The sequence below is a fragment of the Planomonospora algeriensis genome (assembly GCF_977012225.1).
The window spans coordinates 1-16,052 of sequence record NZ_CDRNDK010000107.1; the positions used below are offsets into that span (position 1 = coordinate 1).

Annotated in this window: 18 protein-coding genes and 1 pseudogene; 8 read left to right on the forward strand and 11 right to left on the reverse strand. The window is 73.4% G+C overall.

Annotation, left to right across the window (positions count from 1 at the left end):
* Window positions 1–57: 57 nt before the first annotated feature.
* Together ACWJ6R_RS13905 and ACWJ6R_RS13910 are read right to left on the reverse strand one after the other, a co-directional pair.
* Complete coding sequence (locus ACWJ6R_RS13905; protein WP_449062617.1) at window positions 58–1,578, reverse strand: leucyl aminopeptidase family protein; 1,521 nt, start codon at window positions 1,576–1,578, stop codon at window positions 58–60.
* A 270-nt stretch (window positions 1,579–1,848) separates the two neighbouring features.
* The gene (locus ACWJ6R_RS13910; protein ID WP_068901342.1) at window positions 1,849–2,016 is read right to left on the reverse strand and encodes a DUF3117 domain-containing protein; all 168 of its coding nucleotides are present in this window, start codon (window positions 2,014–2,016) and stop codon (window positions 1,849–1,851) included.
* A gap of 190 nt (window positions 2,017–2,206) precedes the next feature.
* Between ACWJ6R_RS13910 and ACWJ6R_RS13915 the strand changes: the two genes are divergently transcribed.
* On the forward strand, window positions 2,207–2,989 hold the full coding sequence (locus ACWJ6R_RS13915) for a PaaX family transcriptional regulator (protein ID WP_449062618.1): 783 nt from the start codon (window positions 2,207–2,209) through the stop codon (window positions 2,987–2,989).
* A 39-nt stretch (window positions 2,990–3,028) separates the two neighbouring features.
* On the opposite strand, the gene ACWJ6R_RS13920 is transcribed toward ACWJ6R_RS13915, so the two are convergent.
* On the reverse strand, window positions 3,029–3,589 hold the full coding sequence (locus tag ACWJ6R_RS13920) for a DNA-3-methyladenine glycosylase I (RefSeq protein ID WP_449062619.1): 561 nt from the start codon (window positions 3,587–3,589) through the stop codon (window positions 3,029–3,031).
* Complete coding sequence (locus tag ACWJ6R_RS13925; RefSeq protein ID WP_449062620.1) at window positions 3,586–4,254, reverse strand: hypothetical protein; 669 nt, start codon at window positions 4,252–4,254, stop codon at window positions 3,586–3,588. Before ACWJ6R_RS13925 ends, ACWJ6R_RS13920 begins: the two co-directional genes overlap by 4 nt.
* 85 nt (window positions 4,255–4,339) lie before the next feature.
* Between ACWJ6R_RS13925 and ACWJ6R_RS13930 the strand changes: the two genes are divergently transcribed.
* The gene (locus tag ACWJ6R_RS13930) at window positions 4,340–4,819 is read left to right on the forward strand and encodes a hypothetical protein (RefSeq protein ID WP_449062621.1); all 480 of its coding nucleotides are present in this window, start codon (window positions 4,340–4,342) and stop codon (window positions 4,817–4,819) included.
* On the opposite strand, the gene ACWJ6R_RS13935 is transcribed toward ACWJ6R_RS13930, so the two are convergent.
* The 3 genes from ACWJ6R_RS13935 to dapE form a co-directional block, all read right to left on the reverse strand.
* Window positions 4,796–5,383 carry an LOG family protein gene (locus tag ACWJ6R_RS13935; protein WP_449062622.1) on the reverse strand — a complete coding sequence of 196 codons (588 nt, stop codon included), beginning with the start codon at window positions 5,381–5,383 and terminating at the stop codon, window positions 4,796–4,798. The two genes, ACWJ6R_RS13930 and ACWJ6R_RS13935, sit on opposite strands and share 24 nt — an antisense overlap.
* A 9-nt stretch (window positions 5,384–5,392) precedes the next feature.
* The gene (locus ACWJ6R_RS13940) at window positions 5,393–6,187 is read right to left on the reverse strand and encodes an LOG family protein (RefSeq protein WP_449062623.1); all 795 of its coding nucleotides are present in this window, start codon (window positions 6,185–6,187) and stop codon (window positions 5,393–5,395) included.
* A 192-nt stretch (window positions 6,188–6,379) separates the two neighbouring features.
* Window positions 6,380–7,441, reverse strand: coding sequence for a succinyl-diaminopimelate desuccinylase (gene dapE / locus ACWJ6R_RS13945; RefSeq protein WP_449062624.1), 1,062 nt, complete (start codon window positions 7,439–7,441; stop codon window positions 6,380–6,382).
* Window positions 7,442–7,618: 177 nt separating this feature from the next.
* Between dapE and ACWJ6R_RS13950 the strand changes: the two genes are divergently transcribed.
* On the forward strand, window positions 7,619–8,440 hold the full coding sequence (locus tag ACWJ6R_RS13950) for a hypothetical protein (RefSeq protein WP_449062625.1): 822 nt from the start codon (window positions 7,619–7,621) through the stop codon (window positions 8,438–8,440).
* On the opposite strand, the gene ACWJ6R_RS13955 is transcribed toward ACWJ6R_RS13950, so the two are convergent.
* The 3 genes from ACWJ6R_RS13955 to fdxA form a co-directional block, all read right to left on the reverse strand.
* On the reverse strand, window positions 8,437–8,865 hold the full coding sequence (locus ACWJ6R_RS13955; RefSeq protein ID WP_449062626.1) for a DUF4178 domain-containing protein: 429 nt from the start codon (window positions 8,863–8,865) through the stop codon (window positions 8,437–8,439). The genes ACWJ6R_RS13950 and ACWJ6R_RS13955 overlap by 4 nt on opposite strands.
* A 283-nt stretch (window positions 8,866–9,148) precedes the next feature.
* On the reverse strand, window positions 9,149–10,228 hold the full coding sequence (gene dapC / locus ACWJ6R_RS13960; RefSeq protein WP_449062627.1) for a succinyldiaminopimelate transaminase: 1,080 nt from the start codon (window positions 10,226–10,228) through the stop codon (window positions 9,149–9,151).
* Window positions 10,229–10,349: 121 nt separating this feature from the next.
* Window positions 10,350–10,676, reverse strand: coding sequence for a ferredoxin (gene fdxA, locus ACWJ6R_RS13965; protein WP_449062628.1), 327 nt, complete (start codon window positions 10,674–10,676; stop codon window positions 10,350–10,352).
* A gap of 160 nt (window positions 10,677–10,836) precedes the next feature.
* On the opposite strand from fdxA, the gene ACWJ6R_RS13970 reads away from it, so the two are divergent.
* From ACWJ6R_RS13970 to ACWJ6R_RS13980, 3 genes are all read left to right on the forward strand, one after another.
* Window positions 10,837–11,010, forward strand: a complete 174-nt coding sequence (locus ACWJ6R_RS13970; protein WP_449062629.1) for a putative acetyltransferase — start codon at window positions 10,837–10,839, stop codon at window positions 11,008–11,010.
* 55 nt (window positions 11,011–11,065) lie between these two features.
* Entirely contained in the window at window positions 11,066–12,160 is a 1,095-nt protein-coding gene (locus ACWJ6R_RS13975) for an extracellular solute-binding protein (RefSeq protein ID WP_449062630.1), read from the forward strand.
* Between the two features lie 128 nt (window positions 12,161–12,288).
* Window positions 12,289–13,041 carry a class I SAM-dependent methyltransferase gene (locus tag ACWJ6R_RS13980; RefSeq protein ID WP_449062631.1) on the forward strand — a complete coding sequence of 251 codons (753 nt, stop codon included), beginning with the start codon at window positions 12,289–12,291 and terminating at the stop codon, window positions 13,039–13,041.
* 96 nt (window positions 13,042–13,137) lie between these two features.
* Here the strand turns inward: ACWJ6R_RS13980 and ACWJ6R_RS13985 are convergent, their stop codons facing one another.
* Window positions 13,138–13,476: a hypothetical protein gene (locus ACWJ6R_RS13985; RefSeq protein WP_449062632.1), complete on the reverse strand. Its 339-nt coding sequence runs from the start codon at window positions 13,474–13,476 to the stop codon at window positions 13,138–13,140.
* 362 nt (window positions 13,477–13,838) lie between these two features.
* Here ACWJ6R_RS13985 and ACWJ6R_RS13990 point away from each other — a divergent pair, with 362 nt between their 5' ends.
* Both ACWJ6R_RS13990 and ACWJ6R_RS13995 read left to right on the forward strand, forming a co-directional pair.
* The gene (locus tag ACWJ6R_RS13990; RefSeq protein WP_449062633.1) at window positions 13,839–15,455 is read left to right on the forward strand and encodes a hypothetical protein; all 1,617 of its coding nucleotides are present in this window, start codon (window positions 13,839–13,841) and stop codon (window positions 15,453–15,455) included.
* 3 nt (window positions 15,456–15,458) lie between these two features.
* Window positions 15,459–16,052, forward strand: a pseudogene (locus ACWJ6R_RS13995) (UvrD-helicase domain-containing protein); the annotation flags it as partial.

Here is a 16,052-nt window from a genome sequence, read left to right on the forward strand (position 1 = left end):
GGCGCCGGGCGGGCGGCCCCGGCCCTCTCGCCCCGGCCGCTCTCGCCCCGCCCGGCCTCAGCGTCCGGACAGCCACTCCAGCAGCAGGCGCACCCCGAAGCCGGTCGCCCCCTTGGCGGACAGGCCCTCGTCCGCCGTGCTGCGGCCGACGCCCGCGATGTCCAGGTGCGCCCACGGCCGCTTGCCGGTGAACTCGCGCAGGAACAGCGCCGCGGTGATCGAGCCCGCGCCGTAGGCGGACCCGGCCTCGATGTTGGCCAGGTCGGCCACGGAGGACTCCAGCGCCGGGACGTAGTCGTCGATCAGCGGCATCCGCCAGAGCCGCTCGCCGCTGGTCTCCCCCGCCCCGGCCAGCTCCGCCGCCAGGGCGTCATCGGAGGCGAAGACCGCTCCCAGACCCTTGCCGAGGGCGATGCCGATCGCCCCGGTCAGCGTGGCGATGTCCACCATGACGTCCGGATCCAGCTCGGCGTCGGCGTAGGCCAGCGCGTCGGCCATCACCAGCCGGCCCTCGGCGTCGGTGTTGAGCACCTCCACGGTCCGCCCGCCGTACTGCGTGATCACGTCGCTGGGGCGCTGTGCCGTACCGGAGAAGGAGTTCTCCGCCGCGGCGATCAGACCGGTGACGCGGACCCGCGCGCCGAGGGCGGCCAGCGCGCCCAGCACCGCGATGACGACCGCGCCGCCCGCCATGTCGGTCTTCATGAACTTCATGCCCTCGGTGGGCTTGAGCGAGAGGCCGCCGGTGTCGTAGGTGATGCCCTTGCCCACCAGGACCACGTGCCCGGTGGCCTCGCCCTCCGGCTCGTAGGAGAGCTGGATGAGCCGCGGAGGGCTTACCGAGCCCTGGCCGACGGCCAGGATGCCGCCGAACCCGCCGGCCCGCAGCTCCCGCTCGTCCCAGACCCTGGTGGCGACGCCCTGCTCGGCGGCGCGCTCGGCGAGCCAGGCGGGGGTCTTCACCGAGGCCGGGGTGTTGGCCAGGTCCCTGGCGAGCGCGACGGCGCCCGCCACGGCCCTTCCCCTGGCGATCCCCGCCTCGACGGCGGCGCTCCCGGTCCCCGCCTCCCCCTTCGTCCCCGTCGTCTCCGCCGCGTCGCCGGTCCCCCCGGGGGCTCCGGCGCCCCCGTCGTCTCCGGTGACGAGCCGGATCGAGGCCACCGGCCGGGACGACGGGGCGGTCTCACCGATCCGGAAGGTGTAGGCGGCCAGCAGCGCGCCCTCCGTGAACGCGGCCACCGATCCCGCGGACGCCCCGGGCGGCGGCACGACGGCGACCTCCTCACGGCCCCTGGCCCTGCGGGTCACCGCCGCGCCCGCCTTGCGCAGCGCGTCGGCCGAACCGTCGCCGATCCCGTACAGCAGGATCCGGCCGACGGCCTCGCCCCGGGCCACCGGCACCTCGACGATCTCCCCGGCCTCGCCCTTGGCCTCATAGCAGGCCAGCAGCCCGGCGGCGGGCACGGGCAGCTCGACCGGCGGGTCGAGGTCCGCCGCGAAGGGCACCGCGAGCAGCGCGGCGTCCTCCGGCGCCCGCGCGACCGTACTGATCGAAGTCTCCAGTGGCACGTCGCTCATTCCTTCCAGCGTGGGGGTCCCGGCCTTCGGGCGGGGCCTCGGCGGCTCCGCCGCGAACCCGGGACGGGACTCCGCTCCGGAACCGGGGCAGGGCTCCGGTGCCGAACCGGGGCGGGACTCCGCTCCGGAACCGGGGCAGGGCTCCGGTGCCGAACCGGGACGGGGCTCCGGTGCCGAACCGGGACGAAACGCCGCGGCCCTGGCGCGAGCCGCCGCGGGGGCGGCCCTGCGGCCAGGGCCGTGTCGTCAAGCCGTGTCATCGGGCCTGTCTCAGCCGACGACCTTCTTCAGCTCCTCACCCAGGGCGCCGGCCTCGTCCGCGGAGAGCTCGACGACGAGCCGGCCGCCACCCTCCAGGGGAACCCGCATGACGATCCCCCTGCCTTCCTTGACGACCTCCAGCGGACCATCACCGGTCCTCGGCTTCATCGCCGCCATGCGTGTATCCCTTCCTGCTTCGGGCTCCGGATCTCCGACTGACCCGAGGGTGGCCGACGCATTCACGTCTTCTGTGATGTCCTATTATCCCGCCTCCACGCTCGGAATGGGAACGATCAGGTTCCAGGCCGGTTCCGCCGGAGGTCCGATACCGTTGTCCGGGGCCCCTCCGCCGACCAGACTGGTCCCTGTGAACGCCCGCGCCGCACTCTTCGACCTGTACGGTGACCACCTGCGCTCCCGGGGCGGCCGCGCGTCCGTCGCCGCCCTCGTCCGCCTGCTCGCCCCGCTGGAGATCGCGGCCCCGGCCGTGCGCACCGCCATCTCACGCATGGTCCGGCAGGGCTGGCTCACGCCCGCCCGGCTGCCGCAGGGCCCCGGCTACGAGGTCACCCCGAAATGCGTGCGGCGGCTCGACGAGGCCGCGCTGCGGATCTATCGGGCCGGGACCGTCACCTGGTCGGGCCGGTGGCACCTGCTCGTGATCGAACCGGTACGCGAGCGGCCCCGGCGGGAGCGGCTCAGGGCCGATCTGTCCTTCCTCGGATACGCGCCGCTGACGGAGGGCACCTGGATCGGCCCGCACCTCTCGCCCGAGCTCGGCCCGCTGCTCGCGGGCGAGGAGATCCACGCCGAGAGCTTCGAGGCGGTGCTCGACGGCGACCCCCGGGCGCTCGTCGCCCGCACCTGGGACCTGGAGGCCATCGCGGCGGCCTACGAGGAGTGGCTGGCCCGGGCGGTGGAGCTGATCGACTCGCTGCCGGACGACGCCGACGACGACCGGGTGTTCGCCGTCCGGAGCAGGCTGCTGCACGGCTGGCGCAACTTCCTGTTCCGCGACCCGGGACTGCCCGCCGAGCTGCTGCCGGGCGGCTGGCCCGGGGACAAGGCCAGGGCCTACTTCGAGCGGGAGGCCGCGCGCCTGCTCCCCGCCGCCGCGGCCTTCGTCGACCGCCATCTGACCGAACCGTGAAGGGCCCCGAACCGTGAAGGGCCCCCGCGCTGAACGGCGTCACCCGGCCGGCCGCTGGATCTGGTCCCGGACCCAGCAGTCGGCGACGTGGTCGTTGACCAGGCCGATGGCCTGCATCAGCGCGTAGGCGGTGGTGGGGCCGACGAAGCGGAAGCCGTTCTTCTTCAGCTCCTTGGCCAGCGCCACCGAGCCCGGGGTCAGAGCCGGCACGTCGGCGCCGCTCGCGGGCACCGGGGAGCCGGGATCGGCGTGACGCCAGACGAGGTCGGACAGGCCGACGCCGAGCGCGGCCCGCGCGTTGGAGACCGCCGCCTCGATCTTGGCCCGGTTGCGGACGATGCCCGGGTCGGCCAGGAGGCGGTCCACGTCGTCCTGGCCGAACGCTGCCACGGCGGGGATGGAGAACCCCGCGAACGCGCTGCGGAAGTTCTCCCGCTTGCGCAGGATCGTGATCCACGACAGGCCCGACTGGAACGCCTCCAGGGTGAGCCGCTCGAACACCCGGTCGTCGCCCTCGACCGGACGGCCCCACTCCTCGTCGTGGTAGGCGATGTACTCGGGGGCGGAGCTCACCCACCCGCACCGGACGAGTCCGGTCACCCGCGCCCCTCCTCGTCCGCCGGTCCGCCCGCCCGTCGCGCGGAGGCGGCGCCGGACTCCCCCTCCGGGTCGTCCCGTGGGTCCCTCCCCGGCTCCTGCTCGGCCCCGGCGCCCTCCCGGGTCTCCCGGTCCCAGGCCTTCCGGTCCCCGGCGTCCTCCGGGTCCCCGAGACCGCCGGAGTCCTCCAGGTCGTCGAGCTCCTTCGGGTCCTCGAGGTCCTCGAAGTCCGCGAGGTCGCCGAGGGAGGCGGGAGCGGACACGGCGGCGTCCTCACCCGGCTCGGCGAGGTCTCGGCGGGGCGCGCCGGGCCGGTGCTCGGTGACCGGCCCGTACACCGGGCCGGCGTGCATCTCCTGCCGGGCCTGGAGCCTGCTCGCGAGCAGCTCCGACACCCGCTGCTCCAGCACCGCGATCCTGGTGTCCCGCTCGCTCAGCGCGTTCGCGGCGCGCTGCAGCGTCTCGTCCACGCTCTGCGTGTGGTAGCCGATCAGGCTCACCGGCAGTTGCAGGGCCATGAAGTCCACCGCGGCGAGCTGTCCGGCGGCGGGCAGGGCCAGCGGGGGCACATCGGGCGCGAACTCTCTGAGCTCACCGCCCCTCCCCGTGGCGACCAGCACCACGCCGGCGAGGATGGCCAGGGCAGCGAGAACGAGTACGACCAGCACATACGAATCGTGCCACAACTCCCTTCCTCCAGGTTCCGTCCCGCGCATCCGGAAGATCCTCGGAGCCAGGACCTATGATCACCGCATGGCAGATCCCCTGGTGGTCGGAGCGGACGCGGAGGCCCGACCCGGCTGGGTCGAGGCCCACTCGATCGACGAGGTCGAGCGCCTCGTCCGGGCCGGGTGCACCGTCGTCGTCACCCCTTCCGAATTGGCCCGGTCCTCGGCGCGGACCCGCGCACGGGTCTCCGCGCCGACGGCGGAGCCGCCTGGGGACACCGGGGAGGCGACGGACTCCGGGACGGACCCGGCGGCCTCCGGAGGCGCGACGGCCCCCAGGAACCCGGCGGCCTACGGGGACGCGACGGCCTCCAGGGGCGCCGCGGCCCCCCGGAGCGCGGCGGACGACGAGGCCGCCGAACTCGCCGCCGCCTCGGTCTGCGCCTGGCTCGGCGTCCGGGTCTTCCGCACCGCCCGCCCGGAGCAGGTACGGCTCGCGGTCGCGATGACCGAGTCCCTGGCCGGGAGGCGGCCGCCCGCGCTAGCCCGCCGTGGCCTCGCCTAGCTCGTCGAGGCTCGGCCTCAGGCGCCCGGCGGGCTTCTCCAGCAGCTCGAACGCCTCCTCGACCGTGGTGGTCCAGGAGATCGCGTCGAAGACGCCGGCCCGGGTGAAGCCCGCCTCGTGCATGCCCTCCACCAGCTCCTTCAGCGGCGCGTAGAGGCCCCACGGGTCCAGCAGGACCAGCGGCTTCTCGTGCAGCCCCAGCGTCCGCGCGGTCCAGATCTCGAAGAGCTCCTCCAGCGTGCCGATGCCGCCGGGGAGCACGAGGAAGGCGTCGGATCGGGCGTCCATCGCCCCCTTGCGCTCCCGCATGTCAGCGGTGACGATCAGCTCGTCGGAGTCGGTGTCGGCCACCTCGATGTCCACCAGGGCCTGCGGGATCACCCCCACCGTGCGGCCGCCGCCCGCGCGGACCGCGCGGGCCACCGCGCCCATGCACGACACCCGGGCCCCGCCGCTGACCAGTGTGTGCCCGCGTCCGGCGAGCTCGGCGCCCACCTCCTCCGCCAACCGCAGGTACTTGGGATCGATCTTCTGGCTCGAGGCCAGGAACACGCAGATGAACACCGGACAACCCTATTCGCCGCCGGCCACCGTGCTCTCCGCCGCCTCCTGCTCCTTCTCCTGCTGCCCCGGCCTGCCCGCGTCCGCCTCGGCGATGATCCGTACGGCCTCGTCCGGATCGTCGGTGACCTGGATCAGGTCGACGTCGGCCGGGGAGATCTTCCCCGTGGACACGAGCGTCGTCTTGATCCAGTCGAGCAGCCCGCCCCAGAACTCCGTGCCCAGCAGTACCACGGGGAAGGAAGTGATCTTGCGCGTCTGGACGAGGGTCAGCTCCTCGAACAGCTCGTCCAGCGTGCCGAACCCGCCCGGCAGCGCGACGAAGCCGCAGGCGTACTTCACGAACATGGTCTTGCGGACGAAGAAGTAGCGGAACTCGATCCCGAGGTCGACGTACTCGTTCATGTGCTGCTCGAAGGGGAGCTCGATGCCGAGACCGACCGAGATCCCGCCCGCCTCGACCGCTCCCTTGTTCGCCGCCTCCATGCAGCCCGGTCCGCCACCGGTGATGACGGCGTACCCCGCCTCGGCGAGCCCCCGGCCGAGCCGCACGCCCAGCTCGTAGTCGGGCGAGTCCACCGGTGTGCGCGCCGAGCCGAAGACCGTCACCGCCGGGGGCAGCTCGGCCAGCAGACCGAAGCCCTCCACGAACTCCGCCTGGATGCGCAGGACCCGCCACGGGTCCATGTGCAGCCAGTCGGCCGGCCCTCGCCGGTCGAGGAGTCGCTGGTCATAAGTGGAATCGGGGACGAAGTCACCACGGACCACTGCGGATCCCTGACGGCGCTCCGGACGTGTCTTCTTCATACCGATCACGCTAGCGCCGCCCCGGGAAAAATCTTGAAAATTCTCCGCGAAAACACGGAACCGGATTTCGACGGGCCCGCGTCTAACCGGCGAGGGTGCTGCTCGGGACTGAAAGTGGCTTTCCCCGCCAAATGGCCGGCGAGGAAAGCCACTTTCTCGTTTCAGGGGTTCACCGGAACGCCCTCCGGACGCTCAGGAGAGCCAGGCGAGCAGGTTGCGCTCGGCTTCAGCGATCTTGGAAAGTGAGACGGACTCCCCGCGCTGATGGGCCAGGTTCGGGTCGCCGGGGCCGTAGTTGACGGCCGGGACGCCCAGGCCGGAGAAGAGCGAGACGTCCGTCCAGCCGAGCTTGGCCCTCGGGACGCCGCCGACGGCCGTCACGAACGCCGCCGCCACCGGGTGGGTCAGGCCGGGCCGCGCGGCCGGGGCGCCGTCGGTGAAGCGGAGCTCGAACCCGTCGAACACCTCGCGCACGTGCTCGCGGGCCTCCTCCAGCGACAGGTCGGGGGCGAAGCGGTAGTTGACCGTCACCACGCACTCGTCGGGGATCACGTTGCCCGCGACCCCTCCGGTGACGCCTACCGCGTTCAGGCCCTCGTGGTACTCCAGCCCGTCCACGACCGGCGTCCTGGCCCGGTAGGCGTTCAGCACGTCCAGCACCGGCCCGGCGGCGTGGATCGCGTTGACGCCGAGCCAGGACCTGGCGCTGTGCGCCCGCTTGCCCCGGGTGACGACCTGCGCCCGCAGGGTGCCCTGGCAACCGCCCTCGATCACCCCGTCGGTGGGCTCCATCAGCACCGCGAAGTCCCCGGCGAGCCAGCCGGGGTGGTTCCGGCTGAGCCGGAGCAGCCCGTTGCGCTCGGCCTCGATCTCCTCGCAGTCGTAGAAGACGTAGGTCACGTCCCGGTTCGGCGCCTCCAGCGCGGCGGCCAGCTTCAGGGCGACCGCGACGCCGCTCTTCATGTCGGAGGTGCCGCAGCCGTACAGCAGGTCGCCCTCGACCCGGCTGGGCAGGTTGCCCGCCACCGGGACCGTGTCGAGATGCCCTGCGATCACCACCCGCTCGCCCCGGCCGAGCTCGGTGCGGGCCACGACCGAATCGCCGTCGCGCTCCACCCGCAGGTGCGGCAGGGTGCGCAGCGCCTCCTCCACCGCGTCGGCGAGCGCCTTCTCGTTCCCGCTCACCGACTCGACGTCCACGATCCGCGCGGTGAGCGCACCGACGTCCTGGGTGAGGTCCAGCCGCGTGTCCATGCAGGCGACCCTATATCCGCCCGGCGCGCGTCGCCTCCCGTCCCCTCCCGTCCCCTCCCGCCCCCGGACGGCGGCCCCGGGAAAGCGCCCCCCGGCCTGCGCGGAAGGCCCTCGGGGCCGGGCCCGCCGGGCTCCGGCGGGCCGCGGGCCGGTCCGGCGCCGGGTAGGTTCTTCACCGTGCGACGGCGGTTCTCCCCAGGTGTCATCGCGATCATCGCGATCGTGACCGTGCTCGCGGTGGCCATCACCGTGGGCCTGTTCGCGCTGCTCGACCGCCCCTCCACGGACGAGGGCTGCCGGGTCACCGCCGCCGGGGGCACCCTCGACCTGGAGATCGAGCAGGCCCAGGTGGCCGCGGCCATCGCCGGCGTGGCCCACCGCCGCAGGCTGCCCGAGCGGGCCGTCGTGATCGCCTACGCCACGGGCATCCAGGAGTCCAAGCTGTACAACCTGCCGTTCGGCGACCGCGACTCCGTGGGCGTGTTCCAGCAGCGGCCCTCGCAGGGCTGGGGCGACCCCGATCAGCTGCTCGACCCGGTCTACAGCGCCGGGAAGTTCTTCTCCGCGCTGGTCAAGGTGAAGGACTACCGGAAGATCCCGCTGCACGAGGCCGCCCAGGAGGTGCAGCGCTCGGCCGACGGCTCGCTGTACGCCCAGCACGAGGAGAACGCGAAGATCCTGGCGGCGGCGTTCACCGGGCGGGTGCCCGGCGCGCTGCACTGCTGGTTCCCCCTGGAGGGCGGCGAGACGCCCGTCCCGGCCCCCGCGCCGGCCAAGGCGGCCAAGGAGCTGGCCCGCACGCTCGGCGCCGGGACCACGCTGAAGGCGGCCTCCCGGAAGCAGGGCTGGCTGATCGCCGCCTGGTCCCTCTCCCACGCCCAGAAGTACGGCCTGCGCCGCATCGGCTACGACGGCCGTTCCTGGACCGTGGAGGGCGGCGAGGAGCAGGGCTGGACGGCCGATCCCGGCGTCTCCGGGAGCGCGGTCCGGATCTCCTAGTCCCTGCGCAGGATCGTGATCGACCCGGGCGGCAGCGACCGGGCGTAGGAGGAGTTCCAGCCCTCGCCCTGCACGCGCTCGAAGGAGAGCAGCCGGCCGTCGGCGGCCCGGTAGTCGGCGAAGTCGAGCAGCCCCCGGTCGGGCATCCCGGTGAAGCCCTCCGAGCGGAACGCCGCGGTGCCCCGGTCGGCGGGGAAGAACTCCACGCCCTCCACGATGATCATCGTCTTGGCCGGGACCATCCCCTCGGACGGGACCGGCGTCCACAGCAGCACCTCCAGGTGGGGCGCGTCCCCGGGGGCCTGACCGGGGCGCATCTCGACCGAGAGCCACTGGCGGCGGCGGGTCCCGTCGTCGAGGAGGTACTCCGTCCACTCCGCGCCCTGCCACGACAGGTGCATCGCACCGAGCACGCGGGCCCGCACGCCCTGGTGGTCGATCGTGTCGCCGACCTTGATCGTGCGGGGGTCGGGGTAGTCGATGCCGACATGTCCCGAGGCCTCCGGTCCGGACGGCGGAGGGGACGGCGCCGCGGACCGCGGCGGTTGCGCGGTCCCGGCCGGAGCGGGGGGCGTCTCGCCGGACGACCGGGCCCGGACGTCCTGCGGTCCTGGCGGGTGGTCGCGTAGAACGCGCCCAGCAGCAGGACGGCGGTCAGCACGCTCAGGCCGAGTATCACGGCGACCTCAGGGGTCATGCCGCGCGATCCTACTGGAGGCGGAGCACCGCCGCACCGATGCGTTCGTCGCTCGCTGTCAGGGCGATCCGGACATGTCCCTCGCCGGCCGTGCCGTAGAACTCCCCCGGTGCGACGAGGATCCCCTTCTCGGCGAGAGCGCGCACCTGGTCCCAGCAGCCGGTGCCGTCGGACGCCCACAGGTAGAGCCCGGCGGCGGAGTGCTCGATCCGCCAGCCCGCCGCCTCCAGCGCCGGGCGGAGCACCGCCCGCCGGGCCGCGTAGCGGGTCCGCTGCTCCTCGGCGTGCGCGTCGTCGTCCAGGGCCGCCGTCATCGCCGCCTGGACCGGCGCCGGGACCATCATGCCCGCGTGCTTGCGGACCTCCAGCAGCCGCTTGACCAGCACCGGGTCACCGGCTGCGAAGCCCGCGCGGTAACCCGCCAGGTTGGAGCGCTTGGAGAGCGAGTGCACCGCGATCAGCCCCTCGTGGGAGCCCCCGCACACGTCCGGGTGGAGGATCGAGATCGGCTCGGACTCCCAGCCCAGCTCGATGTAGCACTCGTCGGAGGCGACGACCGCGCCGTGCTCGCGCGCCCAGGAGACGACCTTGCGCAGGTGCTCGGCGGGCAGGACCCGGCCGGTGGGGTTGGACGGGGAGTTGACCCAGACCAGCGGCACCCGCTCCGGCCCGAGCGCGACCAGCCCGTCCGTGGCGTACGGCTCCGCGCCGGCCAGGCGGGCCCCCACGTCGTAGGTGGGGTAGGCCAGCTCGGGGAAGATCACCCGCTGGCCGGACCCGACGCCGAGCAGCGTCGGCAGCCAGGCCACGAACTCCTTGGAGCCGATCAGCGGCAGCACGTTCGCCGGGTCGACGACCACGCCGTGCCTGCGCCGCAGCCAGCCGGCCGCGGCGGCGCGCAGCCGGTCGGTGCCGTAGGTCAGCGGGTAGCCGGGGCTGTCGGAGGCGTCCGCCAGCGCCTGCCGTACGACGTCGGGGACCGGGTCGACGGGGGTGCCCACCGACAGGTCGACGATTCCGCCGGGATGCTCCAGCGCCAGCTCCTTGTACGGCGTGAGGCGGTCCCATGGGAAGTCAGGCAGCCCGATCACAGTTCTCTCCGCTAGCGCGCCCCCTGCCCGGGGCGAGCGGGGGAAGGTCGTCGATGGAACCGGCCAGCGGGGGCCGCGTCCTCGGCGATCACTCGCGCGCGCCGCCCCCGCCCGCGGCCGGCTAGTGCTCCTCGGCCTGCGGCGGCAAGGCCGCGACGATCGGGTGGTCCTTCTCGATCTTGCCGACCTTGGAGGCGCCGCCGGGCGAGCCGAGGTCCTCGAAGAAGTCCACGTTCGCCTTGTAGAAGTCCTTCCACTGCTCGGGGAGGTCGTCCTCGTAGAAGATCGCCTCGACGGGGCAGACAGGCTCGCACGCACCGCAGTCCACACACTCGTCAGGGTGGATGTAGAGCATGCGCTCGCCCTCGTAGATGCAATCGACGGGGCACTCCTCGATGCACGCCTTGTCAAGCACGTCCACGCAAGGCTGCGCGATGACGTAGGTCACCTCGGGCTCCTTCTTCTTTACGCACCTAGGCACGACTTCGACCGCGGGTTGCTACGCCCTAGTATTGCCGTGCCCACCGGGACTCTGAAACGGGAGGGGGCCAAACGCGATGAACCCTGGCTTCGGCGCCCGCCTCAGCATCACGATAACCCCCAGTGACGTGGGGAAAAGAGTAACGACCCGGAGAAGGGTCCCGGAGGGTTTCCGTGACGCCGTCGGAGAGCTGGAGTTCTGGCGGGACGGAGTGCTCGGCGTGCGCAGGCGCGACGGGGCCCTGGTCGAGATCGACGAGCGGACCCTCGTGGCGGCCAAAGTCGTCCCGGGCCGGGCGTAAGCCGTTCACCAAGAACGGTCGCGCCTCCTCGACCGCCGCGATCACCGCCAAGAGTATGCGCGGTGTGACTGCACGCACCCGATTCGCCATCGCCACCGCCGTGGTCCTCGCCGCCGCGATCACCGGATGCGGCGGCGCACCGGCCACCGAGGGCACGCCGCTGCCTCCGGTGAAGCTCCAGGCCGCCTCCCTGGAGGAGGGCTTCGCCAGCATGGAGCGCCTCGTCGAGGCGGCCAGGAAGGAGGGCTCGCTCAACGTGGTCGGGCTCTCCCGGAACTGGGTGAACTACGGCGAGATCATCGACGCCTTCTCCGACGAGTACGGCATCGAGGTGAACGAGCTCGAACCCGGGGCGGGCGGCCGGCGGGCGATCGAGGCGGCTGGGCATCTCAAGCCCGACGTGTTCGACCTGAGCCTGGAGGTGGCGGTCGCCGAGGCGGACTCCCTGGCCCCCTACAAGGTCCGCGGTTGGCAGGACCTGCCCGACCACCTCAAGGACCACTCCGGCAAGTGGTACGCGGCCTACGGCGGCTACATGTCCGTCGGGTACGACGCGCGCAAGGTCGCGGCCCCGGCCTCCTACGCCGACCTCCTCAAACCGGGCCACGCCGTGTGGCTGCCCGGCGACCCGCGGCGGAACGCGGCCGCCTTCGCCGCCGTCATGACGGCCTCCCTGCGCGGCGGCAGGGCCGACGCGGCGCGGGGCGTGGAGTTCTTCGGCGACCTGGCGGCGGCCGGGAACCTCGTGACCGAGGGGCGGCCGCCGTCGGTCGCGCTGGACTGGGACTTCCTCAACGCCGCGCGGGCCGCCCGGGAGCCGGAGGCGGGCGGACCCGACTGGAAGGTGGTGATCCCCGGCGACGCCGTGATCGCCTCCTACCACGTCCAGGCCGTCAACGCCGCCGCGCCGCACCCCGCCGCGGCCCGGCTCTGGCAGGAGTTCCTGTTCTCCGACCGGGGCCAGAACCTGCTCCTGAAGGGGTACGCCCGGCCCGTCCGGATGGAGGCCATGCGGATGGGCGGCACCCTGGACGCCGAACTCGCCGCCCGGCTCCCGGCGACGAAGGCCCGGCCGGTGGTCCTCACCGTTCCGGAGACCGACCAGGCGAAGACCGTGGTCACGCGGGAGTGGGACCGCGACGCCGGTTGACCGCGGGATCGGCGTGACTGCTGCGTCGCAGGATGTCCGAGACTCTAAAGTGTCCGGAGGTTACCGGTGAGAGGCCGGACGGTCTCGGAATGTGAGCTGACATCGTGCGATACGACACGCCCAGCCTGATGACGTGGAATGCTCGCACCTACGACGGCGGCTTCGGATACGTCTCGGCGCACGGCGCCCCCCTGGTCGACCTGCTGGACCCCCGGCCCGGGGAGCGCATCGTGGACCTCGGCTGCGGCACCGGTGTGCTGACGGCGGAGATCGCCTCCCGGGGCGCCTGCGTCCTGGGGATCGACGGCTCCCCCGCCATGATCGAGAAGGCGCTGGCGCAGTATCCCGGGCTGGACTTCATCGTCGGCGACGGACGCGACTTCGTGGTCGCGCAGCCGTACGACGCGGTCTTCTCCAACGCGGCCCTGCACTGGATGGGGAGCGAGCCGGACGCGGTGATCTCCAGCGTCAGGGAGGCGCTGGCGCCGGGCGGCCGGTTCGTGGCCGAGATGGGCGGGGCGGGCAACTGCGCCGCGCTGACGGCGGCGGTCTCCACCGCCTGGCGGGAGCACGGGCTGCCCGAGCCGGACCTCCCGTGGTACTTCCCGACTCCCGCCGAGTACGCCGGCCGGTTGGAGAAGGGCGGCTTCGTCGTCCGAATTCTCGAGTACTTCGACCGGCCGACTCCACTTGACGAGTGCCCCAACGGAGCGGCGGACTGGGTACGGATGTTCGCCGGTTCGCTGCTGCACCAGCTCCCCGCGGAGCTGATCGAATCCTTGCTGCGGCGGGTGAACGAGCTGGCAGCGCCCGCGCTGCGGCGGGAGACCGGCTGGATGGCGGACTACGTGCGGCTCAGGTTCGCGGCCGTCCGCCGCTGAGCCCGCTGAGACCACCCGATGCGCTAAGGCGATTTGCCAGACTATGGTCTGTTCCATGAGTCTCGTTCTCCAGCGACGAGGAACGACTCGGGCAAATCAGAGGTGCTGGTGAAGGGTGCGGATGAACGTCTGTCTGAGTGACCTCGTGCCGCCGTTGCGCTGGAGCGACGCGGCCGCGATCCCGCTCCTGCGCGACCAGCCCGATCTGCCGGACGCCTGGTGGCGCAGCCTGCCCCTGCCCGCGGTGCTCGCCGTGCTGGGCCCCGAGCGGCTCGCGGAGATCGTCGCGGAGATCGCCCTGGAGCACTGGCCCGCCGCGTCGGTGGGCGACGTCCTGCCCGCCCTGTACGTCCTGGACCCCGACGAGGCGGACGAGCCCTGTACGGCCATCGCCCTCGACCGGGCCGGCTCCTGGCCGGGGCTGCTCTCCTTCACCGGCCACGACCTGCGGGACCAGCCTTTCGTGCAGCCCCGCCCGCTGCTGCACACGCTCTTCGGCGCGGTCTTCGCCCGGCTCTCCCCGGTGCCCGGCCGCTCCCGGGCCGCCGCTCCGGAACGCGTGCGCCGGACCGCCTCCGAGCCCGAGGCCGCGTTCGAGCCCGCCCCGCGACCGAGGCCGGGCCCGAGATCGCGTTCGAGCCCGCGCCCGAGACCGCTCTCGAGGCCGGGCCCGCGCCCGAGACCGTTCCCGAGGCCATGTCCGAGCCTGTGCGCGGGTCCGGCGTCCCGCGGGCCTCGGCATCTTCGAGCCCGTCTCCTCCGGACACACGACCGGACCGGAACCCGAGCCCGAGGACGTGTCCGAGGAGATGTCCGGGGACGTGCCCGAGCCCGAGCCGCGGCTCGCCGGGACCGGCGACGCGGCGGAGCGGATCACCGTCCCGGCGATCGCGGACGAGGCGGACGAAGCCGACGCGGCGGAGGACGACGCAGCGTCCGACGCAGCGGCCGAGGTGGAGGACAACGCAGCGTCCGACGCAGCGGCCGAGGTGGAGGACGAGGCCGTCGGCGCGGACGCGCCGCCACGCGTGTCGAGCCTGCACGCCCTGCTCGACACGGCCTTCCTCGACCTGGAGGATCTGAGCTGGGCCGTCGCGCAGAACAGGGTCTTCACCGACGACCCCGCGGCGGTGGAGTCACTGGCCAAGCTCTTCGCGGTCCATCCCGAGGTGGTCCGGGACACCGAGGCCGAGCTGCGTTCGCGGTTGCGGCGCTGGCTCGCCTCCGATGAGGCCGCGCCGTACCGCGGCCACCTGACCGCGCTCAGGAAGACCCTCGGCAAGGCCGCGCCCGTCGACCGGCTGATCGACGCGGCCGACTGGCACGCGTGGGAGCTGCACTCCCTCGACGTGCCCGCCTGGCAGTTCGTGCTGGCGACCCTGCCCGACTACTACCTCGTCGACGACTGGCTGGTGGACGGCGACATCGCCGACCTGCGCCACCGGACCCGCGACCTGATCAGCAGCGCCGAGCGCCCGCCGACCGTCGGCCGGGCCCTCGAACTGGTCTCCACCCTCGGCATCCACCCCGAGGTCGCCAAGGAGTGGCTGGAGAACGTGCCGCAACTGCGCATCCTCGGCGCCGGAGAGTCGGCCCGCCGCGCCAACGGCGCGTCCCCGCGGCAGGCCCCGCCCGTCCCGGAGCCCCACCCGGAACCGGAACCCCACCCGGAACCGGAACCGGAACCGGCGCCGGTGCGGCGAGCCGAACCGGAACCCGCCCGGCAGCCGGACCCGGCACCCGCCCGGGAACCGGCCGGCGAGGCGGAGCCGCCGTCGCCGTCGCCGTCCGGGGGCGCGACCCCCTTCGGCGCCGGGTTCCCCGGTTTCTTCGAGTCCTCGCTCCCCTCCGGGAACGCCGGTTTCTTCGAGTCCTCGTTCCCGCCCGACGCCGTCGTCCGGCCGCTCAAGGACGTGTCGCTCACCCGGCGCTGCTTCCGGCAGCCGGACGGCCGCTGGTGGCTGCGGGTCGACATCACCGCCGACCATCTCACGGGCGCCGAGTGCCCGCTGCCCAGCGGGTTCGCCGCCTACCTGGGCATGGCCCCCGGCGACAGCCGTACGGTCACCAGCATGGTGGGCGAGATGACGCTGCGCTGGCGCGACCGGCCGGCGCTGGAGTCGCTCGTGCTCCTGCTGCACGACGTGGGTGCCAAGGAGGGCGGCCACCTGTTCCTGACGCTGTCCGAGGAGGGGGTCCTGCGCGCCAGGCACCTGCCCGCCGCGGCCCCCGGGACCGAGCCGATCGCGCGGGCGCTGCGGCTGGTGGGCTACACCGCGCCGAGCGGCACGCCCGAGCAGGCCGCCAGGGTCATCGCCACCCGGATCGGGATGACGGGTCCGGTGGGCCAGGCCGACCTCCTGGCCCGCCTGCGCGAGCGCGGTGACCGCGACCTGCAGTCCCTGCTGGCGTAGCCGATGCCCCGACTCGCGATCGCCCCGGAGTTCCCCGTGGAGCTCAGCGCACTGCCCCAGCCGGCGCGCCGGGACGCGCTGGTCTCCGTGCGCAGGTTCCTGCAGAACGCGGCCGGCGCGCCCCACCCGGAGCGGGTCAGGGGCGCCAGGGACGACCGCGTCGCGACGCTCCGCCTCGCCGAGCGGCACCGCGGCGTGGTGGTCAGGCAGCGGGACGTCTACTGGCTGCTGACCGTCCTGCCGGACGCCGAGGCGTGGGCCTACGCCCAGCGGTACCGCTTCGGGGTCAACCCCGTGATCGGCGTGGTCGAGGTGTGGGACGCCGAGGCGCTGGAGCGGGTGGAGACGGCGATCCGCAGGTCCGCGGCGTCGTTCCCGGCCCGGCTGTTCGCCGACACCTGCGACGCGGACCTGATCGAGCTGGGCGTCGACCACCGCTTCCTGCCCCTGGTCCGGCTGATCACCGACGAGCTGACGCTGGAGGCGCTGGAGCCGCTGCTGCCCCCGACGCAGTACGCCCCGCTGGCCGCGCTCGCCCGGGGGGAGTCCGTCGCCGCGGCCTGGCGGGAGCTCGACGCCTGCCGCGCGGTCGACGCC